General features: G+C 64.2%; 22 protein-coding genes. 8 read left to right on the top strand and 14 right to left on the bottom strand.

The annotated features are described in order from the left end of the window. Nucleotides 1–133: 133 nt before the first annotated feature. The 5 genes from ACTQ1Z_RS04545 to ACTQ1Z_RS04525 form a co-directional block, all read right to left on the bottom strand. Nucleotides 134–310, bottom strand: a complete 177-nt coding sequence (locus tag ACTQ1Z_RS04545; protein ID WP_441859086.1) for a helix-turn-helix domain-containing protein — start codon at nucleotides 308–310, stop codon at nucleotides 134–136. A 377-nt stretch (nucleotides 311–687) separates the two neighbouring features. Next, the gene (locus ACTQ1Z_RS04540; protein ID WP_441859084.1) at nucleotides 688–1404 is read right to left on the bottom strand and encodes a hypothetical protein; all 717 of its coding nucleotides are present in this window, start codon (nucleotides 1402–1404) and stop codon (nucleotides 688–690) included. 2 nt (nucleotides 1405–1406) lie between these two features. Continuing rightward, on the bottom strand, nucleotides 1407–2618 hold the full coding sequence (locus ACTQ1Z_RS04535; protein ID WP_441859082.1) for a tyrosine-type recombinase/integrase: 1212 nt from the start codon (nucleotides 2616–2618) through the stop codon (nucleotides 1407–1409). Between the two features lie 455 nt (nucleotides 2619–3073). After that, nucleotides 3074–3703 carry a response regulator gene (locus ACTQ1Z_RS04530; protein ID WP_441859080.1) on the bottom strand — a complete coding sequence of 210 codons (630 nt, stop codon included), beginning with the start codon at nucleotides 3701–3703 and terminating at the stop codon, nucleotides 3074–3076. Then, nucleotides 3700–4956, bottom strand: a complete 1257-nt coding sequence (locus tag ACTQ1Z_RS04525) for a sensor histidine kinase (protein ID WP_441859078.1) — start codon at nucleotides 4954–4956, stop codon at nucleotides 3700–3702. The genes ACTQ1Z_RS04530 and ACTQ1Z_RS04525 overlap by 4 nt, the downstream gene beginning before the upstream one ends. Nucleotides 4957–5218: 262 nt before the next feature. Here ACTQ1Z_RS04525 and ACTQ1Z_RS04520 point away from each other — a divergent pair, with 262 nt between their 5' ends. From ACTQ1Z_RS04520 to ACTQ1Z_RS04500, 5 genes are all read left to right on the top strand, one after another. Then, on the top strand, nucleotides 5219–6157 hold the full coding sequence (locus ACTQ1Z_RS04520) for an ABC transporter ATP-binding protein (RefSeq protein ID WP_320680313.1): 939 nt from the start codon (nucleotides 5219–5221) through the stop codon (nucleotides 6155–6157). A gap of 9 nt (nucleotides 6158–6166) precedes the next feature. Beyond that, entirely contained in the window at nucleotides 6167–7369 is a 1203-nt protein-coding gene (locus ACTQ1Z_RS04515) for an ABC transporter permease (RefSeq protein WP_441859076.1), read from the top strand. After that, complete coding sequence (locus ACTQ1Z_RS04510; protein WP_441859074.1) at nucleotides 7356–8549, top strand: ABC transporter permease; 1194 nt, start codon at nucleotides 7356–7358, stop codon at nucleotides 8547–8549. Before ACTQ1Z_RS04515 ends, ACTQ1Z_RS04510 begins: the two co-directional genes overlap by 14 nt. 109 nt (nucleotides 8550–8658) lie before the next feature. Next, complete coding sequence (locus ACTQ1Z_RS04505) at nucleotides 8659–9753, top strand: glycerol dehydrogenase (RefSeq protein WP_441859072.1); 1095 nt, start codon at nucleotides 8659–8661, stop codon at nucleotides 9751–9753. Between the two features lie 72 nt (nucleotides 9754–9825). Continuing rightward, complete coding sequence (locus ACTQ1Z_RS04500; RefSeq protein WP_293835524.1) at nucleotides 9826–10116, top strand: PTS sugar transporter subunit IIB; 291 nt, start codon at nucleotides 9826–9828, stop codon at nucleotides 10114–10116. Nucleotides 10117–10288: 172 nt separating this feature from the next. On the opposite strand, the gene ACTQ1Z_RS04495 is transcribed toward ACTQ1Z_RS04500, so the two are convergent. From ACTQ1Z_RS04495 to ACTQ1Z_RS04485, 3 genes are all read right to left on the bottom strand, one after another. After that, a complete protein-coding gene (locus ACTQ1Z_RS04495) occupies nucleotides 10289–10963 on the bottom strand; it encodes a TIGR00266 family protein (RefSeq protein ID WP_441859070.1) in 675 nt (224 codons plus the stop codon). Between the two features lie 340 nt (nucleotides 10964–11303). Further along, on the bottom strand, nucleotides 11304–12473 hold the full coding sequence (gene fucO, locus ACTQ1Z_RS04490; RefSeq protein WP_330027452.1) for a lactaldehyde reductase: 1170 nt from the start codon (nucleotides 12471–12473) through the stop codon (nucleotides 11304–11306). A gap of 243 nt (nucleotides 12474–12716) precedes the next feature. Further along, nucleotides 12717–13457, bottom strand: coding sequence for an SDR family NAD(P)-dependent oxidoreductase (locus tag ACTQ1Z_RS04485; RefSeq protein WP_441859068.1), 741 nt, complete (start codon nucleotides 13455–13457; stop codon nucleotides 12717–12719). Between the two features lie 378 nt (nucleotides 13458–13835). Between ACTQ1Z_RS04485 and ACTQ1Z_RS04480 the strand changes: the two genes are divergently transcribed. The 3 genes from ACTQ1Z_RS04480 (at nucleotide 13836) to ACTQ1Z_RS04470 (ending at nucleotide 17413) form a co-directional block, all read left to right on the top strand. Beyond that, on the top strand, nucleotides 13836–14732 hold the full coding sequence (locus ACTQ1Z_RS04480; protein WP_441859066.1) for an SIS domain-containing protein: 897 nt from the start codon (nucleotides 13836–13838) through the stop codon (nucleotides 14730–14732). 258 nt (nucleotides 14733–14990) lie between these two features. Next, nucleotides 14991–16715 (top strand): phospho-sugar mutase, encoded by a 1725-nt coding sequence (locus ACTQ1Z_RS04475; RefSeq protein ID WP_441859064.1) that lies wholly within the window; start codon nucleotides 14991–14993, stop codon nucleotides 16713–16715. Between the two features lie 290 nt (nucleotides 16716–17005). After that, complete coding sequence (locus ACTQ1Z_RS04470) at nucleotides 17006–17413, top strand: GtrA family protein (protein WP_441859062.1); 408 nt, start codon at nucleotides 17006–17008, stop codon at nucleotides 17411–17413. A gap of 140 nt (nucleotides 17414–17553) precedes the next feature. On the opposite strand, the gene ACTQ1Z_RS04465 is transcribed toward ACTQ1Z_RS04470, so the two are convergent. The 6 genes from ACTQ1Z_RS04465 to ACTQ1Z_RS04440 all read right to left on the bottom strand — a co-directional run bounded on the left by ACTQ1Z_RS04465 (nucleotide 17554) and on the right by ACTQ1Z_RS04440 (nucleotide 24412). After that, nucleotides 17554–18519, bottom strand: coding sequence for a glycosyltransferase family 2 protein (locus tag ACTQ1Z_RS04465; protein ID WP_441859060.1), 966 nt, complete (start codon nucleotides 18517–18519; stop codon nucleotides 17554–17556). Between the two features lie 54 nt (nucleotides 18520–18573). After that, nucleotides 18574–20712: a hypothetical protein gene (locus ACTQ1Z_RS04460; protein WP_441859058.1), complete on the bottom strand. Its 2139-nt coding sequence runs from the start codon at nucleotides 20710–20712 to the stop codon at nucleotides 18574–18576. Between the two features lie 105 nt (nucleotides 20713–20817). Further along, on the bottom strand, nucleotides 20818–21966 hold the full coding sequence (locus ACTQ1Z_RS04455; RefSeq protein WP_441859056.1) for an AAA family ATPase: 1149 nt from the start codon (nucleotides 21964–21966) through the stop codon (nucleotides 20818–20820). A 1-nt stretch (nucleotide 21967) separates the two neighbouring features. Next, complete coding sequence (locus tag ACTQ1Z_RS04450) at nucleotides 21968–22441, bottom strand: hypothetical protein (protein ID WP_441859054.1); 474 nt, start codon at nucleotides 22439–22441, stop codon at nucleotides 21968–21970. 83 nt (nucleotides 22442–22524) lie between these two features. Continuing rightward, nucleotides 22525–23100 carry a hypothetical protein gene (locus ACTQ1Z_RS04445; protein WP_441859052.1) on the bottom strand — a complete coding sequence of 192 codons (576 nt, stop codon included), beginning with the start codon at nucleotides 23098–23100 and terminating at the stop codon, nucleotides 22525–22527. A gap of 271 nt (nucleotides 23101–23371) precedes the next feature. Then, entirely contained in the window at nucleotides 23372–24412 is a 1041-nt protein-coding gene (locus tag ACTQ1Z_RS04440) for a hypothetical protein (RefSeq protein WP_441859050.1), read from the bottom strand. Nucleotides 24413–24448 lie beyond the last annotated feature (36 nt).

The following is a 24448-nucleotide window of genomic DNA, read 5'->3' as shown; positions in this document are numbered from 1 at the left end:
CCCAGCCATTGCCATGCTGGTAGAATTTGGGGTGTGCCCTTGAGGGCGCTCGTCAGGCCCCTTCCCGCGATACTTTGGCGAGTGGGCGGGGAGGGGTCCTTTCCTGTCGCGGCGGGCGTTCGCCGCGCCCCCGCTACTCCGCATAGGCAACGACCCGCTTGAGCTCGTCGGCGCTGATGCGCCACGCGTTGCGGATGCGGACGGCCTTGAGCTGGCCGTCGGCAATCATGCGATAGACGGTCTTGTTGCTGACGCCAAGCACCTCGGCCACCCTATTGACGGTCATAAGGGCGTTTCCGCTGTCATTCATACGTGATTCCTTTCGATGGGTTCGAGGGGACCGTTTGCCCCCTCGTTGGCCCCAAGGTACCACGCGTAACGTACTTAATCTATGCAGGTAGATTGCTCATTATTCGGATTCGGACGATGGCCTCTCGATGTGATGAAGCTAGATGTCGGGTTTTGCTTCACTGTATTTGGATGGCTGGTTAATGTCCGATACATGAATTGATGAGAGAACCATACTGGTTTGTTGTACTTCTCTACCTGAAATTTGTAGTGCCTTCCGAAATACATGGACGGGCGTCCCATCGCCCTGCCTATGAGGACTTGGGGCAAAACGGGGCCGCCGCTTCATCTGCCTGCGGCCCCGCCGATGCATCGCCTTCACGTGCTGAACACATTCCGTCAGAACGGCAATGGCTCGTCGGGCTCCTTCCGTTGCCTGTCGGCCCACTCCTTGAGCTCTTCCGCGCGTAGGAGAACGCAATCGGCCCATGCCGCCGCCAACTTGGCGTTGCCGGGCTTCTCGGCGTCCCTCACCCCAAGGTTGGTGAATGGGGCGGTGCCCGCGCCCAGCGACTTGAGTAGGTCGAGAAGGGCTTCGAGCGAGTCGGTCCCCAGCATGGTGATGGCGCGCATGGCCTCAAGCTCTAGGACCTTGGCGCGGTCGGCGTCGGCCATGCCCATGAATAGGAGCTCGAACGCATATCGCCCCGCCCGCTCCTCCGGTGTCTCGAAACTCACCGGATAGAGCCCGCTGAGGCTAGCGTCCTGCTCGGCGTTTGCAATCTCTTCCGCGTATGGCCCGTCGGCCCACGGGGCGTCGAGTATCCCGTTCGTTAGGGCGTCGAGCGCGAGCGCCACTTGGTCCCTGTTCATCTTTCGGCTGTCCCTGAGCCATTCCCTCGTAGCCCTGTCTGAGCAGCCGCATCGCCCCGCTAGGAAGCCTGCGGCCTCCTTCGTGCTCCCAATGCCCAGACCGTTTGCTAGCGCGTCCCTGAGCGCGTTTGACGGTCTCTCTTGCAGCGGGTGGGCTGGGACTTGCGGCCTGATGCCGTGGGCCGCTAGCTCCCTCTCTAACGCCTCTAGCTGCTCGCGGTTCGCCTTCGCCTTTGCAGCCATGGCTAGCCCTCCGTCCCGTTGAAGCGCAGGACCTCGGCGGGTCGCCTCTTCATGGCTACCTCCGTGAGCCGCGCGGCCTCGCGCTTGGCGTGGGGGTCGGCGCTCGCGTACACGTTGAGCGTCATTGCCACGTTGGCGTGTCCCAGATTACTCGCTGCGGTCTTCACGTCTCCGCCCGCCGCTAGGTACAGCGTCGCCCACGTGTGCCTGAGATCATGGAACGTCGGGATGCGCCCCTCCGTGCCCTTCACGCCCATAGCCTTGGCGAGCGTTGCCCATCCGCGCCCCAGGGTCCTCGGATTCATGAAGCCGATGGCGTCGCCCAGGATGTATGAAGACCCGTCGAGGAGCGCCCCTGCCTCGGCGAACGTCACGCGTTGCTGACGCCTCCAGGCGGCGAGAAGGTCGGCGAGCGTGTCGGGGAGCGCCACGTCTCGCGTCTTATCGGTCTTAGGCTCCTTCTCGTAGCAGCCGCCCACGCCCTCGCCTATGGCCCGCCTCACCCATAGGGTCCGTGCCTCCAGGTCGATGTCGCGCCACTGTAGGCCGCATATCTCGCCTTCTCTGAGCCCGGTATAGAGGGCGATTCGCGCCGCCACGGTGACGGGGGTAAGGTCCATGGCGTCCAGGGCCGTGAGGACCTTAGAGCGCCCCTCAGCGTCCAACGCGTTGATTCCCTTGTGGACCTTCTCGCGCTTTGGCGGCTTGACGGCGCTGACCGGGTTCCAGTCGATCGCGCGGATGTTCACGGCGTCCTGAACGACCATCTTGAGCAGCCTGTGGCACTTGCCAACGGTTGAGGAGGAGAGTCCGCGCCCGGTGAGGCTCGATTCCCAATCCCTGACCTGCTCCGCCGTTAGCTTCTCCAGGGGGATGCTCGCGAACGCCTCGCGGATGAACTTGGCGGTCGCCCGGTATCCCTTGATGGTCGATGCCTCAACGGTCCTGTTGGCCTCTTGCTCGGATATGTAGGCGTCCACGCAATCGGCCACGGGGCGCTTCGCCATTGACGTGGCGGACGGCCCACGCTTGGCGTCTATCTCCGCCTGGTTCTCCATCTCGGCACGCCACGTCGATAGGAGGCGTTTGGCCTCCGCCTTGCTCTTCGTCCCAAGGGACTTCCTGCGCTTGTGCCACTTTCCATCCTTCTTGTAGGTGAGATATCCGCGATATGAGCCGTCGCGCTCTTCAAGCCCCGCAGACGTATAGAACATGGCTCCTCCTTGCTGATGATGCGCTTAGGGGAAAAATCCGGGGAAAAATCGGGGAAAAATCAATTTGTGACTCTGCTTCATCCCTGTCCATCATAGTCCATAAATGTCTATGCCTACCAGCTGAAACGTGAGAAACCTGTCCAAACGCGTGCTTCAAGGTTTCCCAGGAAAATAGAACTGAAAATCCCCGTGTCAGGGGTTCGATTCCCTTCCCCGCCACCAGAAAAGATGCAGGTCGGAGGCCAAAACCTCTGGCCTGTTTTCTTTTGCTCACCAAGCCCACCTTCGCCAAACCCGCCTCTTGTAAGGAATTGGGCCCGTTTCTGCCGCCAATCCCTTACAAGAGGCGGGTTCCGGCGGGCAAGAGGCGGGTTCCGGCGGGCAAGAGGCGGGTTCCGGCGGGCAAGAGGCGGGTTCCGGCGGGCAAGAGGCGGGTTCCGGCGGGCGCGTCGCGCTTACGCCTTCAGGTACGCGATCGCGATCTGCGTGCGGTTGCGCAGACCCAGCTTGGCGAGGATCGAGCTGATGTGGTTGCGTACCGTGCCTTCGCCCATGTAGGCGGTGGCGGCGATTTCCTTGTTGTCGAGACCTTCGGCAATCAGGCGAACCACCTCGAACTCGCGGTCAGTGAGCGCGACGAAGGCGCCGGTCCGTTCGTGCGACTCTGCCTCCTCGACGCCAACGGAGAAATCCACGCTGTCTGCGGGCTTTCCCTCGAGCACGCGCTTGCCCTCCATGACTTGGGTGAGCGCCGGTGGGATGGCCCGCACATCCGTCTTGATGAGGTACCCACGCGCACCAAGCTTCAAAGCCGCGACGATATACTCGTCATCCGAGAAGGTAGTGAGAAAGACGACACGCGCCGCCGGGTCCTCGGCAAGGATCTCGCGAGCGGCGGAGAGACCGTCGCGTCCTGGCATCTGAATGTCGAGCAGTGCCACGTCGGGTGCAATCTCGCGGAACAGCCTCACGGCGTCATCGCCGGATGACCCAAGGCCCACCACTTCGATACCGGGCTGCGCGCCCAGGATGATCTTGAGCGAATCGCAGACCAGCTTGTCGTCGTCGACGATGATGATCCTCATGCTGCGTCAGTCCTCTCCTTGGGAATTGATGCGAACACACGCCAGCCGGTTGAGTCGCGTCTCGGTCCTGCCGAGAAGGACCCGCCGAGCGCCTCGACGCGCTCGCGCATGGATGCGAGGCCCATGCCGTCGCTCATGTGGAATTGGCCAGAAAACGCCGCCGGATCTGACGATGCACCATGCCCGTCATCCGCCGATGTGCCATGCCTGTCGCCTGTCGACGCGTCTGTCCCGGCGGCGCCCGCTGCCATGTCGCTCGCTGCCATACCGTCCCTCGCCCCTCCGTCGTCAAGCACGGACAGCTGCCACAGCGCCGGGTGCTCGAGGCAGCGAACCTCGATCCTTCCTGCGCGACCATGGCGCAGCGCGTTCGACATGGCCTCGCGCATCACGGCGAGAAGGCAAGCCCCCACGTTTGCGGGCACGTGTTCACAGGAGACCTCGACCGCCACTCTTACGCTCGAGCCGCGCATGATGGCGTCGGCTGCCTTATGGGCCTGAAGCCCAAGGTCAAACGAATCGTCGTGGAGGTCATGCACGCTCGCACGGACAAGCGAGAGGGCCTCGTCCACGGCGCGGCCGACGCTCTGGAAGTCTGCTGCCGCGGTGGGATCCGCCTCGTGGACGATTGCCAGTGCATCCGTCTGGAGCTTGGCGCGCGTGAGTTGGTGGCCAACGCTGTCGTGGATCTCGCGGGCGATGCGGGCACGCTCGGCGAGGGTCGCCACCTGCACCTCGTAGTCCTGTCGCTCGAGGAGGTCGCGGTTTTTTGCCTCCAGCAGTAGCGTGCGCTCCTGAAGGTCGTCACGAACGGTGGCGTTGCGAGCGTACTCGCGCTCGACCTGCGTGGTGCGGACGGAGAGCAACGTCGCGGCGAACGCGAACACGGTGGAGAGCATGATCGTCTCTGCCGACAGGTTGCCCGAGCAAAGGTGCGCGGCGAGCGCGACCATGAAGAGCGCCACACGTCCAAGCAACGACGAGGGGCTCTCGCGGTCGAACCCCCGCGCGGCATCGTAGAGCGCGAGCGGGGCGAAGGGGACGAGCGCGGGCACGAAGATCGAGGCGGCGATGAACGCGAGCGATGCAATCTCGCTTCCGCGCAGCTGGGCGCTATTGCGTAGCGTTTCGACGCACGTGCTCGAGGCGATGGAGAGGCAAAGCGAAGCCACCAGCGCCGCGTCAACTGGCAGCCGCGAGGCGCCGACGAGGCAACAGGTGAGCACGATGAGCTTGTCGAATAGCCTGTTCATGGGCCCATTGTATGCGTGTGCGTAGAGCGCGCGTCTTTCCAAGCGCCCCTCGTGACAAAACTCCTGCGAGAGGAATCCGGCAAAACCTGAAAAAAGGGACTGTCCCTTTTGCAGGTTTTGCAGGTCGGATAGTTGACAAAGGGACTGTCCCTTTGTCAACTCCCTTTGTCAACTCTTGCGGGTGGTGACAATTATCACTGTTGCGTGGGCGGGGCTGGCCGTACGATGCAGGCAATGGAAAAACCGTCCGAAGGGTGAACTGATGAGCGACATCGTTCGCGTCGAGAATCTCGTCAAGCGCTATGGCGATCTTCTCGCGCTCGACCACTTCAACCTCCGCATCGCCAAAGGCGAGATATTTGGTCTCCTTGGCCCCAATGGCAGCGGCAAGACCACGTCGATCAACTGCATCCTGCAGCTGCTGACCTACGACAAGGGCCAAATTGAGCTCTTCGGCGAGCCCATTGAACCCACGCGCTATGACCTCAAGCGCAGGATCGGCGTGGTGCCGCAGCAGGTTGCCGTCTTTGACGAGCTTACGGTGCGAGAGAACATCGACTACTTCTGCAGCCTTTACGTGGCAGACCGCGCCCGTCGTCGCGCCCTCGTGGACGAGGCAATCGAGTTCGTCGGCCTTGGCGACTACGCCAAGTTCCGCCCCGGCAAGCTCTCCGGCGGCCTCGCCAGGCGCCTGAACATCGCCTGTGGCATCGCCCACAAGCCCGAGCTCATCTTCTTCGACGAGCCCACGGTCGCCGTGGACCCCCAGAGCAGGAACTCGATTCTCGACGGTATCTGCCGCCTGCGCGACGAGGGCGCCACGGTGGTCTACACGAGCCACTACATGGAGGAGGTTGAGCAGATCTGCTCCCGCATCATGATCATGGACGGCGGCCGTACCCTCGCCGAGGGCACGAACGACGAGCTCAAACGCATGATCTCGATGGGGGAGAAGGTCGTGATCGAGGCGGCCGAGCTCGCCGATGACGTCCTCGCCAGCGTCCGGGGGCTGCCGCACGTGCTTTCCGCGAGCTACGCCGCCGGCGCGCTCACTTGCTCCTGCGAGGCGTACCCCCACAATCTCACGGATATCCTCGATGCGCTCCGGGCGCGGGGCGTGGCACTTGGCCGCATCTACTCCGAGCCCCCGACGCTCAACGACGTCTTCCTCGAAATCACCGGCCGCGAGCTGCGCGATTAGGAGGCCGTGATGCTATCGACGATAAAGGCGACCATCCTGGCGAGCATTCGCAAGCCAAGCATGTGGATCTGGACCTTGCTCTTTCCCATCATCCTCTCGACGATGTTCATCTTCATGTTCTCGAACCTCAAGAACTCCCAGAGCGTGGACCCCGTGCCGGTCGCCGTGGTCGAGGACGATGCATGGGAGACCTCGGGCTTCTCGCAGGTCGTGAACGCGCTGGGTGCCGAGGGCGATGACCGCCTGCTCGACGTCCGTCCCGTCTCCTCCGTCGAGGAGGGCGAGCGCCTTCTCGATTCGGGCGAGGTGTTTGGTGTCTACTCGGCCGACCCGGATCTCGAGGCCTATGGAAGTCCCAAGGTCATCCTGGGCGCTGGGTCCTCGAACACCGACGGCACCGCCGAGAAGAGCGTCAACCGCTCGATTCTGGAGACGATCGCGAGCTCATACACCCAGACTTCGGCGCTCGTGGAAGCCGCCTTCGAGAACGATCCTGGCCTTGTTGCCGATCCGAGCTCCATCCAGGACATCCTTGGCATATCGGGCGAGGTCAAGCGCATCTCCCTCACGCGCTCGACACCCGATTACACGGTGCGCTACTACTATGCCCTCCTGGGTATGGCGGCTCTGTTTGCGGCTCAGGTCGCAATGGGGGCGACGGTCGACGCCGCAGGCGACCTCTCGCCGCTGGGCGCGAGGCGCTGCGTGGGAGGTCAGAGCCGCCTCGCCACCCTCGCATCGACGCTCGCTGCCTGTTGGGTCATGGCTCTTGTCAACCTGACGCTGGTCTTTGCCTTCGTGCGCTTCGTCGCGGGCGTCGACTTTGCCGGGCGAGAGGGGCTCGCTCTTCTCGGCATCGCCGCGGCGTCGTTCCTCTCGATATGCCTTGGCATGTTTGTGGCGGTGCTGCCCCTGCGTGGAGGCAAGGGTCCGCGAGACGGGCTTCTCACCTTGCTGACATGCTTGGGCGCCCTGTTTGCGGGTCTCTACGGCATGCCTGCCATGGCCCTCGCGGACGAGGTGGCGCGCGCGTTCCCCGCCGAGGCATGGCTCAATCCCTCCAAGCTCATATCGGACATGTTCACGAGCCTCTATTTCTACGAGGACCTGACGCCCTTCTTTGCGCGCGCCGCCGCGTGCGTCGCGTTTGCCCTCGCGCTTCTCGCCGTCGCCACCCTTGTCTTTAGGAGGCAGCGTTATGAGCACCTTTAAGGCCGCGCTGCGCGTAGTCGCCGCTCACCCGCTCTACCTTACGATATATGCCCTCGTTATCTCGCTCATGGGGGCTTTCATCGTGCTCGCGAGCTCGGCGTCCGCCTCTTCGGAGCCCGCGGAGTACGAGCCCTATGCGGCCGAAGTCGCCATTGTGGACCGCGACGGCTCTCCGCTTTCGCAGGCGTTCGCCCGGCACATGGGCGATCTGTATACGCTTGTCGACGTTGCGGACGAGTCCCGCGAGCTCCAGGATGCCATCGCGACTGGCCGGGCGGATTGCGTCTTCGTCGTGCCCGAAGGCTTTGGGGACGAGCTCATCCGTGCCGCTCGCGCCGGGGATGACCTTCCCCAGATCGAGGAGGCCTATGGCGTGAGCACGCAGGCTTCTGCGCTTTCTGGTGTCGAGGCGGCGCGCTTCTCAACGCTGGCGGGGTCTGCTGCGGCGCTTGACCGGGGAGCTGGACTCGAGGAAGTGGCAGCCATGGCACTCTCCGCGGCCGCCGAGCGAGCCGACGTAGAGGTTCGCGCCGCCCCGTCCTCAGGCGGCGCTGCGGCGGATAGCGTCAAGCTCTACCTGCAGTTCGGCTCGTATGCGATCACATCCTCCGTCATCGTATGCGCAGGGCTCGTGTTCTCGGCGATGTCGCGGCCCGAGCTCGAGCGGCGCCTGGGGGCGGGCCCGCAGAGCCCCGCCGCGCGTGATGCCGCCGTGTTTGCGAGCTGCCTCGTCTTGACGCTCGCGGTGTGCGCCCTGAGCAGCCTCGTGGGCGTTGTCGCCCTGCGCTCCTACATTGCCGTTCTGCCCGCGTCGCACGTTGCCCTTGCGTTTGTCGCCAACTTCGTGTTTGGCCTCGTGCCCCTGTCCATTGCGTACCTCTGCACGAGCTTTGGCGCACGCGAGGAGGTGCTCAATGCCGTTGGCAACATCTTTGGTATGGTGATGAGCTTCTTGGGCGGCGCCTGGATCCCGCTGTCGTTCATGGGTGCGGGCGTTGCCGCGGTAGCCCATTTCGCGCCGACGTTCTGGACCAACCAAGCGATTGCCGCCGTGCTCGACGCCGGGGCGCTCACGCCTGCCGTCATGGGCTCCTATTTCACGAGCGTGGGGATTACGCTGCTGTTCGCGGTAGCCATCGCTGCCGTGGGCCTCTCCGTCGCTCGCGGGCGTCGCGCGTAGGTCACGCGCCTACCGAGAGCGTACCCAACGCTTGCCGAAGGCCTGCCTTTTCCTGCCGGTATCTCCTGTAAAGTTAATAGGAATTGTGAGCGCAAACAAAGGAGGATACATGTCCAAGATTTTCAATAGTCCCAGCAAGTACATCCAGGGCCCGAACGAGCTTGCGAAGCTCGGCACGTACGTGGCGCCGCTCGGCAAGAAGGCCCTCGTCATCAACACGCCCTCCGGCGTCAAGCGCGTGGGTGACAAGGTCGCCGGCAGCTTCGAGGGCGTCGACGCCGAGGCCGTCTACGAGGACTTCAACGGCGAGTGCTCCGAGGGCGAGGTCAACCGCCTCGTCGAGGTCGCCCGTGCCAATGGCTGTGACGTCGTGGTGGGTATCGGCGGTGGCAAGACGCTCGACACTGCCAAGGCCACGGCCTACTACCTCGGCGTTCCCGTGGTGATCTGCCCCACGATCGCCAGCTCGGACGCTCCGTGCAGCGCCCTCTCCGTCCTCTACACGGATGACGGCCAGTTCGACCGCTACCTGTTCCTCCCGGCCAACCCCAACATCGTCCTCATGGACACCACGGTCATTGCCGCGAGCCCCGTGCGCCTCACGGTCTCCGGTATGGGCGACGCGCTGGCAACCTACTTCGAGGCCCAGGCCACGCACGACGCCGACGGCGATACCTGCGCTGGCGGCAAGGGTGGCCTTGCTGCCCTCTCCCTCGCGCGCCTTTGCTATGACACCCTCATGGAGGACGGCGTGAAGGCCAAGGTCGCCCTCGAGGCCGGTGCCCTCACGCCCGCCGTCGAGCACGTCATCGAGGCGAACACGCTGCTCTCCGGTATCGGCTTCGAGAGCTCGGGCCTCGCCGCCGCGCACGCCATCCACAACGGCCTCACGCTCCTGCCGGAGTGCCACGGCATGTACCACGGCGAGAAGGTCGCCTTCGGCACGCTCGCGCAGCTCGTCCTCGCGGACGCCGACATGGACCAGCTTGAGGAGGTCCTCGGCTTCTGCATCGAGGTCGGCCTGCCGGTGACGCTCGAGGAACTGGGCGTCGAGGAGGTCACGCGCGAGAAGATCATGCCCGTTGCCGAGGCCGCGTGCGCGTCGGGCGACACCATGGGCAACATGCCGTTCGACGTGACGCCCGACATGGTCGCCGACGCCATCCTCGGCGCCGATGCGCTCGGCCACTATTATCTTGACTAGGCGCCAAGACGCATAGGAAAGATCAGACGCGCTGGCCACATGGCTGGCGCGCCTTTTTTCAGGGAGGGTGACATGGAGATCAAGTCGATCATGTGTTGCTGCGGCGGAGGCGTGGGCAGCTCCTTCATGGTGCAGCTCAACGTGCAGAGCCTGCTCAAGAAGCATGGCATCGAGGGCGTGAGCGTCGATCACGTCTCCGTGTCCGAGATCTCCATGGTGCCGGTCGACCTCTACGTGGTGGGGAGCGACCTCGCGCCGTTCCTGAAGGACAAGCCCCGCGTCATCGAGCTCGACAACATCGTGTCCATGCCGGAACTCGAGGAGAAGCTCCTTGCCGCCTTCGAGAAGGCGCGGAACGAATAGGATGTCGAAACGCGAGAGAACGCGGAGTGAATAGCGCGACGAGACGCGAGACGGCGCGTTAAAACATGAGGAGGGCCGACGTGGCGTCCGCGTCGGTCCTCCCTTTTATGTGGTGCCCTGTACCGTTGTTGGCGCTGCCGTCGTCATCGCGCGTTGGCAGCGGTTCCGTCCGCTAGTTTCCGCTTGAGACCATCGGAGCGATTGCCGCGGCGAGGCCGGAAATGGGCATCGTCTGGAGCCAGATGCGACCCGGGCCGGTGAGCACGGTGTTGAACATGCCCTCGCCGCCGAGGAGGATGTTTTTGGCGCCCTTGACCATCTGCGCCTCGATGGAAACACTCTCCTCGAAGCCGGCGACGTTGCCGGTGTCGACGACCATCTGCTGACCGGCTGCGAGCTGGTACTCGACCAGGTCACCGTCAATCTCCGCGAAGGCGATGCCGTTGCCGGTGAGCCTCTGCATGACGAAGCCCTCGCCGCCGAAGATGCCGGTCTTGGCGCTCTTGTTGAAGTGGACGCTGAGCTCGACGCCGCGCTCTGCGGCCAGGAACGCCCGCTTCTGGAGGATCCAACTCTGACCGGGGGCAATCTGGATTGGCATGATGCGACCGGGGAAGCTCGAGCCGAAGGCGATCATCGCGTTGCCGCGAGCGGTCCAGATGTTCTGGAACAGGTTTTCGCCGGAAACGGCCTTCGAGAACATCTTGCCGAGGCCGCCGCCCGTGGTGCTCATCTCCATGTTGGGCGTCATCCAGACCATGGAGCCGCCCTCGGTGATCATGGACTCGCCGTCCGCGAGAGTGCACGTGACGACCGGGAAGGTCCCTCCGATGATGTTGTACTGCATGGTGAGCTCCTCTCTTCCCCTGGGGGAGTCGACCTGGATGTTAGGGTGCACGAGCGCCCTACCAGCTCTTTTATCGAGTCTTAGCAAGCGCGCCCGGAATCTGACTCAAGCATACGCGAGGGGTTCGAATTCGATGGACGGGATGTCGGCACCATCGGCGGACGGTTGGCTTGCCGCGCGGACGTTGACCTCCTGTTGGGGGCACTTGACCAGTCGCGCGGGCGTTGACCTCCTTCTGGTGGGCACTTGGCTTGTTGCGCGGGCGCTGCCTCGCCACAAGAAAAGGGCCCGCCGCCGGATGGCGACGAGCCCATGTGCGCTCAGAATCTGCGAGTGGCTACTAGGCGCTCGGGCAGATCTTCTTGAAGAGGGCGACGACGTCGTCGTGGTTGGCCTCACGCGGGTTGCCCGGGAAGCAGGCGTCAGCCATGGCGTCGGTGGCGAGCTGGTCAATCTCGTCGGCCTTCATGGCCTCGCAGACGTGCGGGATGTTGACGTCGGCGGAGAGCTGCTTGACGGCGGCGATGGCGGCGTCGGCGGCCTCGTCATCGCTCATGCCGGTGGTGTCGACGCCCATGGCGACGGCGACCTCAGCCAGGCGCTTGGTCACGACGGGCTTGTTGAACTCCATCGCGATCGGGAGGAGCATGGCGCAGGCGACGCCGTGCGGGGTGTCATAGTGCGCGGAGAGGGTGTGCGCCATGGAGTGGTCGATGCCCAGGCCCACGTTGGAGAAGCCCATGCCGGCGACGTACTGGCCAAGGGCCATGCCCTCGCGGCCGCTGCCCGGCTTGCCGCTCTTGGCCTCGGCGACGGCGTCGCGGAGGTTCTGGGAGATGAGCTGGATGGCCTTGAAGTGGAACATGTCAGAGAGCTCCCAGGCACCCTTGGTGGTGTAGCCCTCGATGGCGTGGGTGAGGGCGTCCATGCCGGTGGCGGCGGTGAGGCCGGCGGGCATGGTGGCCATCATTTCAGGGTCGACGACGGCGACGTCGGGGATGTCGTTGACGTCGACGCAGACGAACTTGCGGACCTTCTCCGGGTCAGTGATGACGTAGTTGATCGTGACCTCGGCAGCGGTGCCAGCGGTGGTGGGAACGGCGATGGTGAAGGTGGCGTGCTTCTTGGTGTCAGCGACGCCCTCGAGGGAGACGACATCGGCGAACTCGGGGTTCTCGACGATGATGCCGATGCCCTTGCAGGTGTCCATGGAGGAGCCACCGCCGATGGCGATCATCATGTCAGCACCGGAAGCCTTGAAGGCCTCAACACCGTCCTTGACGTTCTGGATGGTGGGGTTGGGCTTGATCTCACTGTAGAGGGTCCAGGGGATGCCGGCGGCATCGAGCTGGTCGGTGACCTTGGCGGTGACGCCGAACTTCACGAGGTCGGGGTCGGAGCAGACGAAGGCCTTCTTGTAGCCGCGACGCTGAATCTCGCCGGGAATCTCCTTGATGGCGCCCGCGCCGTGGTAGGAGATGTTGTTGAGGACGAAGCGATTGACTGCCATATTTACCCTCCTAGGGTGTTGGTGATCCGGAGCAAGCCCCCTTGCCGCGGGTCAGCGCGCCCGGCCGTATGCCGTGCTTTTCAAGCAAAAAGGATACCCAGCGTCAAGTGCTTCTAGCGCATCAATTGGGTGAGCGGTAGCAAAATGGAACATCGTTCGTATTAACGAACACTCGTCTTGCATGGCCGTGACCGTCTTGTGCGAGAAGCGCGGCGAAAGGCACTGGCTACCGCGTCCGATCGCCTAAAACGGCGCCTTCGTGACGCGATGGAGGCGAATCTCGTCGCAGACGGCGTCAGTGCGGTGGCAGAGCAGGTACTCGACCGCGTCCGCCATGTCGTCTGGCACAATCATCGGCGTGCCGACGAGGTCCGGGCGCGTGATGGCGACCATGTCCGTGAGGACTCCGCCAGGTGCGATGACGTGGACGCGGACGCCGTCATCGTACACCTCGTTCGCGAAGGACTTCGAGAGACCGTACAGCGCGTGCTTGCTGGCGACGTAGGCGCTCTGGTTGGGGTAGCCCTCATGTGCGACGACCGAGCAGATGTTCACGATCTCCGCCGCCTTTGAGGCGCGGAGGAGCGGGAGCGTCTCGCGCATAAGGATAAACGGCGCACGGACGTTCGTCGCCATGACGGCGTCAAACTCGTTCGTGGCGACGTCCTCGAGCGGGCCTGCCTGGACGACGGCCGCGTTGTTCACGAGGATATCAAGGCCGCCCTGCCCCTTGAGCGCTTCGACGAGGGCGAGGATGGACGCCTCGTCCTTGAGGTCGCAGGCGTGGACGACGGCGTGGGTGTCGAAGCCCGCCTCAGCCGCTGCCTCGTCGCACGCCCTCGCCGTCTCGACCAGGCGCGCCTCGGTGCGGCCCACGACCGTGACGGTGCAGCCGAGCGCCGCCAGCCTCTTGGCGATCGCGGCACCAATGCCCGTGCCCGCTCCCGTGACCAGTGCTCGCTCGCCTTCGATGTTCGTCCTCATACGATTCCCTTTCGCTTGGGTTCTGCGTGCTATCGTGCGTGCTACCGCCCAAGATACAACTGTCTGGCCCTCGTCACGTCGCCGCGGCGGAGCTAACTGAGCCGGGGCACACCCGCGCTCATCATGTTGCCGAGTCGGGGGTCCGCTCGCGCTCATCTGCGCTCGCCGCGTCGCTGCGATGGGGCCTGTCCGCCTTCGTCCGCGCTCGCCATGTCGGGGCACGCCCGCCCGCACGCGCTTTCCAATTGTGAAAAATCCGTTTCCCATCTGTCTTGAAAACGAGAAGTACGAGTATCATATGCACGTTAGTTAAGTTGTTAAGTAAGCGGGCGTGACCGCTTTCGCAACGACAACGGACGCGACAGAGAGGTGTTTCGCATGGTCAAGGCATTGGTTGTCTGCCGTGCTGGCGTTGGCTCCAGCATGCTGCTCCAGACCAAGATCGAGCAGATCTGTGCCAAGCGCGGCTACAAGATTGAGGTCAACCACGGTAAGCTCGACGACCTCGTCGGCTTCGACGGTGACGTCATCGTTACGATGAGCGACCTCGCCTCGGAGATCGAGGGCAAGTTCCCGCACGTCGTGAGCATCTTTGATATCACCAACGAAGAGGAGATTGGTCAGAAGATGGGTGAGTTCATCAACGCCTATGACGGCATGCCTTCCGCTGCCGACGACAAGGCCCGCGTCGATGTCTTCCTGGGCATCATGCAGGAGCAGGTCAAGGCCTTCATTGACAGCATCGACTACGACTCCATCACCGCTGCCAAGCGCCTGATCCAGGACGCCGAGGCCAAGGGTGGCCGCCTGCACGTCACCGGTATCGGCAAGCCCGGCCACGTCTCCGGCTATGCTGCCTCGCTCTTCTCCTCCACTGGTACCCCCACCTACGAGCTCCACGGTACCGAGTGCGTCCATGGCTCCGCTGGCCAGGTCGTGCCGGGCGACGTCGTCATCGCCATCTCCAACTCGGGTAACACCTCCGAGCTCAAGGCCACCGTCACCTGCCTCAAGGGCAACGGCGTGAAGATCATCTCCCTCACCGGCAACCCCGACAGCTGGCTGGCCAAGGAGGGCGACGTCACCCTCATCGCCGGCGTGAAGGAGGAGGGCGACCCGATGAACAAGCCGCCCCGTGCCTCCATCATCGTCGAGATCCTCATGCTCCAGAGCCTGTCCATCCTGCTCCAGGAGGACTTCGGCCTCGACCCGAAGCAGTATGTGAAGTGGCACCCGGGCGGATCCCTCGGTGCTTCCATCCGCGAGGGCAAGTAGCTCGGTATTTGGCTTTCGTGCCCGGTTGCGTAAGACGCGGCTCCGCGTGAGGGCTGGCGTTCGCTTCGTGACGGCACGGCGCAGTCGAAGAACGTAAGACGAGAGACCCGTGGCGCGAGAGCGGCGCTACGGGTCTCTTTTTCGCCCATCCGCCGACAGATGTGGCTGCGCGGAGTTCGCCGGGATACACTTGAACATATGAGTAACGAGCGCCCGACGGTTTCGCTGTCGTGTGCCGAGAAAAAGGGGGAGCACGCAATGGACGACAAGATTGCTGCCGCCGCGCAGCTTTGGAAGGACAACGTCACCGAGCCTGATCTCGCGGCCGAGCTCGACGAGCTCATGGCAGATCCCGATCCCGAGAAGCTCTCGGATGCGTTCTACCGGAGCCTCGCCTTTGGCACCGCGGGTCTGCGCGGCACGCTGGGCGTTGGTACGAACCGCATGAACGTCTACACCGTGTCGCAGGCCAGCCAGGGCCTCGCCACGTACCTCAACGCCCACTACGAGAACCCCACCGTCGCCATCGCGCGCGATTCCCGCAACAAGGGCGAGGACTTCGTGAAGGCCGCCGCCGGCGTTCTCGCCGCCAACGGCATCAAGTCCTATGTCTATCCGCGCATCGAGCCGGTGCCGACGCTCTCCTTCGCCACGCGCGACCTCAAGTGCTCCGCAGGCATCTGCGTCACCGCCAGCCACAACCCGGCGCCGTACAACGGTTACAAGGTCTATGGCGAGGATGGCTGCCAGATCGCGAACGAGGCTGCTGACGAGATCCAGAACACCATCAACGAGACTGATATCTTCACCGGCGTGAAGCACATGGACTTCGACGAGGCAGTGGCCAAGGGCCTTGTGGAGTGGACTCCGGACGAGGTCCTCGACCGCTTCATCGACGCCGTCGCGTCCCAGTCCATCGGCGCCAAGCCCAACCCGGATTTCTCCGTTGTCTACACGCCGCTTAACGGCACCGGCATCGAGTGCATGAACAAGATCCTCGCGCGCGTTGGCATCACCAACGTCACCGTGGTTCCCGAGCAGGCCGAGCCGGACGGCAACTTCCCGACCTGTCCCTATCCCAACCCCGAGTTCCGTGAGGCGCTCGAGAAGGGTCTTGAGCTCTGCGACAAGGTCCACCCTGACCTCATGCTCGCGACTGACCCTGACGCGGACCGCATGGGCGTCGCCGTGCCGCACGACGGCGACTACAAGCTGCTCACGGGCAACGAGATGGGCATCCTTCTCATCGACTGGCTCGCTCGCATGAAGGCCGAGGCGGGCGAGGACGTGAGCCGCAAGGTCGTCGTCACCACGATCGTCTCCACCGCCATGCCGGATGCCCTGGCCAAGCACTATGGCTTCGAGGTCCGTCGCGTGCTGACCGGCTTCAAGAACATCGGTGGCCAGATGGATCAGCTCGTCGAGGCTGGCGAGCCCGAGCGCTTCCTCATGGGCTTCGAGGAGAGCTATGGCTACCTCGTTGGTCTCCACGCGCGCGACAAGGACGCCATCGTGGCGAGCATGCTCACCTGCGAGATGGCCGCTTGGTACGCCGAGCGTGGCATGGACCTGTACGAGGCCATGGAGGCCCTCTACCAGGAGTATGGCTACTACCTGAACGGCGTCGTGAACGTGAGCTTCCCGGGTGCCGCCGGTGCGGACAAGATGGCCGCCATCATGAGCGGCCTGCGCGAGAACCCGCCTGCGGAGATCGCCGGCATGTCCGTCGAGGGCTTCGTCGACTACAAGGCCGACGTCGAGATGGCCGTTGCCGGTGGCGATGGTAGCTGCCCCAAGCAGCTGCTTCCCAAGAGCAACGTGCTCGAGTTCCAGCTGGGCGAGGGCGTCAAGGTCATCGTTCGCCCGTCTGGTACCGAGCCGAAGATCAAGGCCTATCTGTTCAGCAACGGTGCCACGCGCGAGGAGTCGAAGGCGCTTAACGACAAGCTCGCCGGGGTCGCGAAGACCCAGCTCCTGGCATAGTCTGCGCAGACGCTGCCATCCGTCCGCTCGTTGAGCGAACTGTCAAGAAGGCGCGGAACGTCAACATGGCGTTTCGCGCCTTTTCGTTGCTTGGGGAGCTTAAGGGCAGGTATTGGTGGCTCAAATGTTCCTGTTGGCGCTTCAGTTGATGTCGAGAGCTACGGAAGCCTAGAACGGCGGGCGCCGGGCGCAATGACCCGATGCTTTTCTCCAGATTATGTGAACCAGCGAGCCGCGGGGCTATCCTCTTGAATGAAAAACCGAGTGATATGCGTATTTGGGAGTGTGACATGAAGGGTCTTATCGAGCAGTTCCTTAAGTTCGGTGTGGTGGGAGCCATCGCGTTCCTCATCGATTACGGCGTGCTCATGCTGCTCTCCCAGGTCATCGGCATGGATCCGGTCATTTCGGCGAGCATTTCGTTCGTCGTGTCCGTGGTGTTCAACTACGTGGCGAGCATGCACTATGTCTTCACGCGCCGCGACGACATCAGCCGTCGCCGCGAGTTCACGATCTTCGTGGTCCTCTCCGCGATTGGCCTCGTCATCAACGAGATCATCATGGTGATTGGCGTGAACGTGCTGGGAGATTCTGCGCTTATGGTTACCATTACCAAACTTGTCGCGACGGCGATCGTCATGGTCTGGAACTTCGTCTCGCGCAAGAAGTGGCTCGACGCCGGCGACTCTGCGGAGTAGGGGTCTGCCCGAGTCGGTCTTGGTCTAGCGTAAAGCGCAAGATACAACGCGTCCGCTGAACTTGCATCTCATGGGAGAGCCGAGTTCAACGGGCGCTCTTTTGTGTGCCGTTGCTGCTATTGGATTGCCTGGCGTCCGCCCTACTCCTCCTCGTCCTCCCAGGTGCGCTCGGAGATGACGTAGCGGGGCCTGTGCTTGCTCTCGAGGTAGATCTTGCCGACGTACTCGCCGATCACGCCGAGCGACAGCATCTGGACGCCGCCCATGAAGCACACCGCGGCGGTGGTGGAGGCCCAGCCGGCGACGGTGGCGCCTGCCGCGTGCGCGACGAGCACCCACACGATGGCGACGAGGCTCGCGAGGGCCACGGCGAGGCCCGTCCACGTGATCAGGCGGATGGGCTTGACCGAAAGGCTCGTGATGCCGTTGACCGCGAGCGCCAGCATCTTGGAGAGCGGGTAGTGCGACTCGCCCGCCATGCGCTCGTGGCGCTCGTAGTAGACGCTCGTGCTCTTGAAGCCCACGAGCGGCACCATGCCGCGCAGGAACAGGTTGACCTCGCGGAACTCCGCCAGCGCGTCGAGGGCGCGGGCGCCCAGGAGGCGGTAGTCGGCGTGGTTGTAGACGCACTCCACGCCCATCGAGGAGAGCAGGCGGTAGAAGGACTGCGCCGTGAAGCGCTTGAAGAACGTGTCCGTCTCGCGGCTCGAGCGGACGCCGTAGACGACGTCGCAGCCGTCGAGGTAGGCGTCGACCATGGCCTCCATCGTCGCGATGTCGTCCTGGCCGTCGCAGTCGATCGAGATGGTGGCGTCGCAATGTCCGCGCGCCTCCATGAGGCCGCCGAGCAGGGCGTTCTGGTGGCCGCGGTTGCGGGAGAGCGAGCAGCCCCGGAACGCGGGGTCGGACGCCGCCAGGCCCTCGATGAGCTCCCAGGTGCGGTCCCTCGAGCCGTCGTTGACGAGCAGGACGTGGCTCGCGGGGTCGACCTTGCCCTTGGCGACGAGGTCCTCGAGCTCGGCCTTGAACAGGCCGCTCGTGATCGGCAGGACCTCCTCCTCGTTGTAGCAGGGGATGACGATGGCTAGGACTGGCGGCTTGCGCATGGGTGCTCCATTGGTTGCGTGTTGTTGCGGGCGCGGGGTTCGTGCGTCCGACGGCTAATTGTACCCGTCGACGTCAACGTTCCATCTACGGCCGGTAAGTCTCCAGTCAGAGAAGTCGTTGGCGTCGCCGTTGACCTCGTATTCGAGGAAGTTCAGGTCATGTTTGCCGTCGTGGTTGTTCCAGAAGAAGTAGCGGGGACGCGGGTCGTCGGAGACCATGAAGACGGGCGTGCTATCGGCGAGGACGGAGGAGTTTCCGCAGGCACCGTCCGTGTCGGTCCCGTCCCAGGCGTCCACGGCCCACTCGAGCGTGGCTGGCAGGTCGAGGTGGCCGGTGGGGACCTCGCTGATGGCCAGCGGCTGTGAGGCATCCGCGCCGGCGGGCTTCACGAGCAGAATCGGCGAGGTGGTCTTCGTGAGCTCCTCGTGGCCCCAGGGCCAGACGCCGTGGTCCGCGGTGATGACGATGGTGGTCTGGTCATACACGCCGAGTTCCTTGAGCTGCTCGATGTACTCCTCGACGATGTCGAGCGAGCCACGACCCTGCGCGATCATGGACGCGTGGTCCTGCGTGGTCGTGACGGTGTTGCCGTTCTCGTCCATCGTGTAGGGCCAGTGGGTGCCCTGGCAGTGGATGACGCGGTAGGCGCCGCCGGCGGAATCGTCGGTGGCGGTGAGGCAGGGCTCGGAGAAGAGCGCGTGCATACCCTTGTCGTCGAAGACGTAGGGCGTCTTGTCCGCGGACTCAGTGCCAGTGGGTGCGATGGCCTCGTTGAGCTGGTCCGTCGTGAACCAGAGGAACGGCTTCAGGGCGTAGGGGAGATCACGGTAGAGGCCGCATCCGCCAAGGGCCTTGGCGCAGCTCAGGAAGTTGGCGATGTAGGGCTCGACGGTGTGCACGTTCATCGTCTTGCTCGCGAGGGCGTTCGCGCCGTAGGACACGGAGTCCGAGTAGACGCCCACGGAGTATCCCTGATCGGCTGCGACGTCGAGGAGATTGCGGTCCGAGAACCAGGACTCGAGGTCCGCCGTGGTGAACTCGTCCAGCGAGGGGTCGAAGTCATGGCCGGTGACGATGAAGGGAACGCCATAGCGCGTGGGGATGACGGAGCCGAGGGAGTTGCGGTACCAGGTGAACCCACCGAGGTCATCCGCCGCGTCAGGGTACTGCTCCATGACATCGTCCATGTCCTTGGTATCGAACATGTCAAGTACGAACACCACGACGTTGCTCTTGGTCGAGACGGTGGTGAGGCCCTCCTTGGTCACCGTCGGGCGAGTTAGGGCCTCGGCGTTCTGGAAGCCGAGGGCGCAGAGCGCGACGCTCTGGGCGATGACGATGACGAGGCAACACGTTACGGCGGTGACGCGGCTTGCGAGGGGTCGCTTCCAGGCGAGGAACGCCGCTGCCGCGAGAATGACGATCCAGGCGATGCTCGAGATCGTCGTCCTGCGGTGATAGGCGGCCCAGTCGACGGGCGAGCCGTCAGCCGAGGGAAGCGACTTATTGAGCACGAGTTCCTGGAGCAGGGCACAGAGGCAGACGGCAGCCACGATGGCGAGGACGACGTCGAACGCGCGGCCGCGGGTAAGCGAGGTGGCGAGTGCGAGTGTCACGCCCGTCAGCGCCACGAGCGCGATGAGCGGCAGCCAGACGTTGGCCAGGGTGAACGAGAGCGACTGGAAGCCGGGGATGACCACCTCGAGGGGCGACACGAAGAAGAGACAGTACGTGAGCGAGAGCGAAACGATGAGCGCGAGCACGAGGCGAGCGCGCCAGGAGAGGGCGGGCGCGGGGTGCTCGACGCGCGCGGAGAGCATGGCACGGGCGCGTTCGTCAGCGGAGGCGAGGGATGCCTGGTCCGAGCAGGCGCGCGCCTCGGCCTCGACGCACTTGCCCGTGTTTTCGTCGACGTGGAGGGCTCGCAGCAGCGTGCGGCGGGCGCGACGCCACACCACACCGAGAACGGCGGAGAGCGCGACGGCGACGCCGGCGAGCGCCTGGATGGTGTAGGTCATGACGCTCGGGTCGACATAGGCGAGCGCGGGGGTCGCGAGCACGAGCCAGACGAGGGTGCATGCCGCGAGCGCGGAGCAGACGTCGAACGCGGCAACGGTGGCGCGTCTCGAGGCGGGCATACGACGGGCGGAGGAGTGGCTCGTGCGGGCTGCGCGAGAGGTGCTGAACTTCAAGGGAGGTCCAATCGGCGGAATGGCGACAAACAATCCTCAATGATAACCATTACCGCTGCGTGGGCCGCTTGGGATGGCGCCCCACGGCCTGTCTCGCCATCCCGACTACGCAAAACCCATCGGGTGCTTGCCCGGACTTGCCAAATTGTCCTCGGCGAGGGCCGCCTCGAGCGCGGCGTCGGTGAGCGTGCCGCCAGCCCCGAGGGTTGCCTGCTTGATGAGCCAGCGCTCGAACAGGGTCCTGGCGCTGCGGGCGTTGGCGTAACCGGGCGCGCGGGTGAGGGCGAGGCAGGCTCCGGAGAGGCGCTCACGGGCGTCTTCCGCGACCGTCACGTGGCGCTCGGGCGCGAAGACGTCGACGAGGATGTGCTCGAGGGTCTCGGCGTCATAGTCGTCGAAGTTGAGGCGCAGGGAGAAACGCGAGGTGAGGCCCGGGTTGACCTCGAGGAATCGGGACATCTGGGCGGGGTAGCCCGCCGCCACCACGACGACCTCGCCGCGTCCCGCCTCCATGAGCTCGACGAGGGCGTTGATGGCTTCGAGGCCAAACTCGGCGGTGTCCGCGAGCTTGTAGGCCTCGTCGATGAAGAGCGTGCCGCCTCGCGCGCGCTGCCATGCCGCGCGGACGAGGCCCGCCGTGTGGCCTACGTAGCGGGCCACGAGATCATCCGCACGCGCCTCGACGAACTCGCCGTCGAGCACCTTCGCGGCGCGGCCGAACTCATGCAGCTCGCGGGCGAAGGTGGTCTTGCCGGACCCGGGGTTGCCGAGCAGCATCGTGTGGAGGCAGACGGCGTCGCGGCCGTATGCCTGCGCGGCGCGCATGCACTCGACGGCGCGGCGAACCTGCTCCTCCATGCCCGTAAGGCGCGAGAAGGGCTTGGAGAACACTTCGTTTTCCGGCGTAATCTCTGACATCGAGATGGCGCGGCACTCCTTCGCGAGCTCGAGTTCGCGCGCGATCTCGAGGGAGGCCTTGTCCTTGACATTGGGGTTGATGGGGCGCGTCTCGAGCGTGGCGCCCTTGAAGACCTCCTCCACCTCCTCGATGGTGGGGCAATCGCCGCCAAGGACGAGGCCCTTCTTCTTGCCTTGGCACTTGAAGGCGAGCGGGAGGGCGGCCTGTCCGCCCTCCACCTCCGCATGTCCCACCACGAGCGGGCAGTTCTTTGAGGCGAGCAGGTTGAGGGCGTCGAGGACTGCCTCGAACTGCTCCTCCGTGAAGTTGAGTCTGCCGCCGTAGTAGGCCGCCATGCTAGTCCTCCTTCTCCATGAGGTTGTCGATGCTGTAGGGGTTGTTGACGTTCTCGCCGCGCTCGGCCGCTACGGCGACGTACTGGTTGATGACGGGGAGGAGGCGGCGCGCGGCAGCGATCTGGCGCTCCATGACGGACTTGAGCTCTTCGGTGCTGTCGTGTTCGAGAGCGCTGGTGAGGAGGACCTCGCCGTCGACCGGATCGGCAGAGAAGTCGAAGTTCTCTGGCGTCTCCTGTATGGCGAAGAGCAGGTCGATGGCGCTGGTGCCGGGAACTACCTGCGGGAAGTTCATGACTACGTGGAGCTGGCCCTTCTTGTCGCCGTCGTCATAGGCGTTGACGGTGACGGGATAGGTCTCGCCGTCGAGCTCGATCAGGGTGCCCATGCTGTCGTTGTCGTAAGGGACGAAGGCATAGTCGGTGCAGTTGAAGGCGAAGCCGAGGCGGTCGAAGTTGGGATTCTCGCAGAGCATGGTGGTCCTTTCGTTTGGATGCTTGTGGGTGTTGCGCCGAGCCGTGGCGTCGTGGCAGGTCTCGCGAGCGTTCTCGCGACCGGCTAGTCGCTATCGCCGGAGAAGAACTCAGACATGAAGGCAAACTTCATACGGCGCTTCGTGTTTTCGAGCCAGGCGTCGTGGACGCTCTTCTCGCCGTTGCGGATGTCGATGGCGTCGCGCAGGGACGAGCACAGGGTGTGGTTCGTGACGGTGATGAGGCGGTCCAGATCGAGGTCGTCAGCGACGGCGTGACGGACGACGGAGGCGAAGGGCTCGCCGGGCATGGCGCGCCTGAAGCCGCGAATCTTGTAGTTTGCCTGGCAGAGCATCTGGAAGGCGCGGAGAGCGGCGACGTTCTCCTCGTTAACGCCGATGGGCACGCTCGCCTCGACCTCGACCATGCCATCCACGAGCGAGACGGTCGTGGTCACGGGCTTACCGAGCTGGTTCTCGTGGGCTGACCAGCGGTTCTCTCCCGTCGGGTAGAAGGTGAACTCCTCGTTCTCAGAGAGGACGTTGCGAATCCAGGCCACGGGATCTTCCGTGGGGCTGATGTCGGGGTTGGATACCGGACGCTCGCCGTTTTCGTTGCCGTTGCTGGTACTAAAGAGCTCGTCGATCTTGCCGAAGTCCATGTGTTGTCCCTTCTCTCGGGTGGGCAGCCATCTGTTGGGCTGGCTACCCGGTTGGATGGGCCGCCGTCCTGCCGGACCGGCCGCCCGGTTGCTGACAAACACAATGACCGAGACGACAACGGCCCCCGGGGGTATGCCGGGGGCCGCTTCAGGGATTGATTGGGGATTCGGTTTTTCGCGCGGCGCCGGAGTGCGATCTGCGCCACGCGGGCGAGCGTTGGCTACTTACGGGGCGACCCTTCGTGCGCGGGACTGCCCCCCGCTTGTCGCGCTACTCGAGCGTGCGGCTTTTCAGATGCGCCCTGCTGCAGGCGACGTCGAAACGCTGGCGGATGAGCTCACGCGTCTCCTCGTCGTCAGCCTGTCGGTAGGCGATCTCGTAGGCGTCGAGCAGCTGCGTCACCTTGGTCTCGTTGCCAAAGCCGTCCGCGTATTCGCGCTGGTTCGATATCTCGGAGTCGAGTGCGAAGGCCTCGTAGAGGAGAAACGCGCTGGCGCTTGCGCTCTGATGGTTCTGCGCGAGGCTGGCGTATCCGCGCCTGGCGACGTCGCCGATCTTCCTCGCGGCAACCGTCGAGCCAAAGAGCTGCAGGTAGGTCATGCAACACTGGGAGGCGGGCATGAGGGTCATGCTCTTGTCGATGGGCGTGCGCTGGGGCGAGAAGATCGCGTCTTCGAGCTCCTCGGCCGCCTCGGCCATGTGGTTGGCGGCAGCGAGGACCTCCGCCTTCTGGTTGCGCACGCGTTCGTCGAAGGCGTGGCATGCCTCGTAGGAGTTGAGGATGTCGACGGCCTTCGAGACGAGCGCCTCGCACTCGTCATCGGGGAGGGAGTCGAGCGCGTACTTGAAGAAGGACGCGACCCAAACGACGAGGTACCAGTCCCAGCGATCCATGCGAATCTCGAGCGCCTGGTTGACGAACGCCATGCCCTCCTCGATGAGGCCGAGCCTGGCGCAGGCCTGGACGGCGTCCGCCAGATGGGTGACGGACCTCGGGAAGCGGTCAAGGCCGAGCTTCGCGAGGTTGAGGGCGTACTCGAAGTCATGGCTCGTGAGGAAGACGTTCGTGAGGTTGTGCAGGCTGACGCTGTCAACCGAGATGTCGTCGAAGTTGAGGACGAGGTCGGCGATGGAGCGCCTCAGTCCGCCGGAGTTTGCCCCCTCGACGAGGGAGAGGGCCTCCGTGGTCGACACGATGGGGAGCCCTCCGTACCAGCTGCCGTCTTCTTCCTCGGACTCGCAGTCCTGCTCGGCGGCGTTCTGGCTGTCAACGTCGGTCTCGTCGTAGGACATCTTGTCTTCTTCGAGCATGTGGTTCCCTTCTTTGCGGGTGGGAGGAACGTGACT

Source organism: Parolsenella sp. LCP21S3_E11 (assembly GCF_052118165.1).
Lineage (GTDB): Bacteria > Actinomycetota > Coriobacteriia > Coriobacteriales > Atopobiaceae > Parolsenella.
This window is presented reverse-complemented; position numbering and strand designations above follow the sequence as displayed.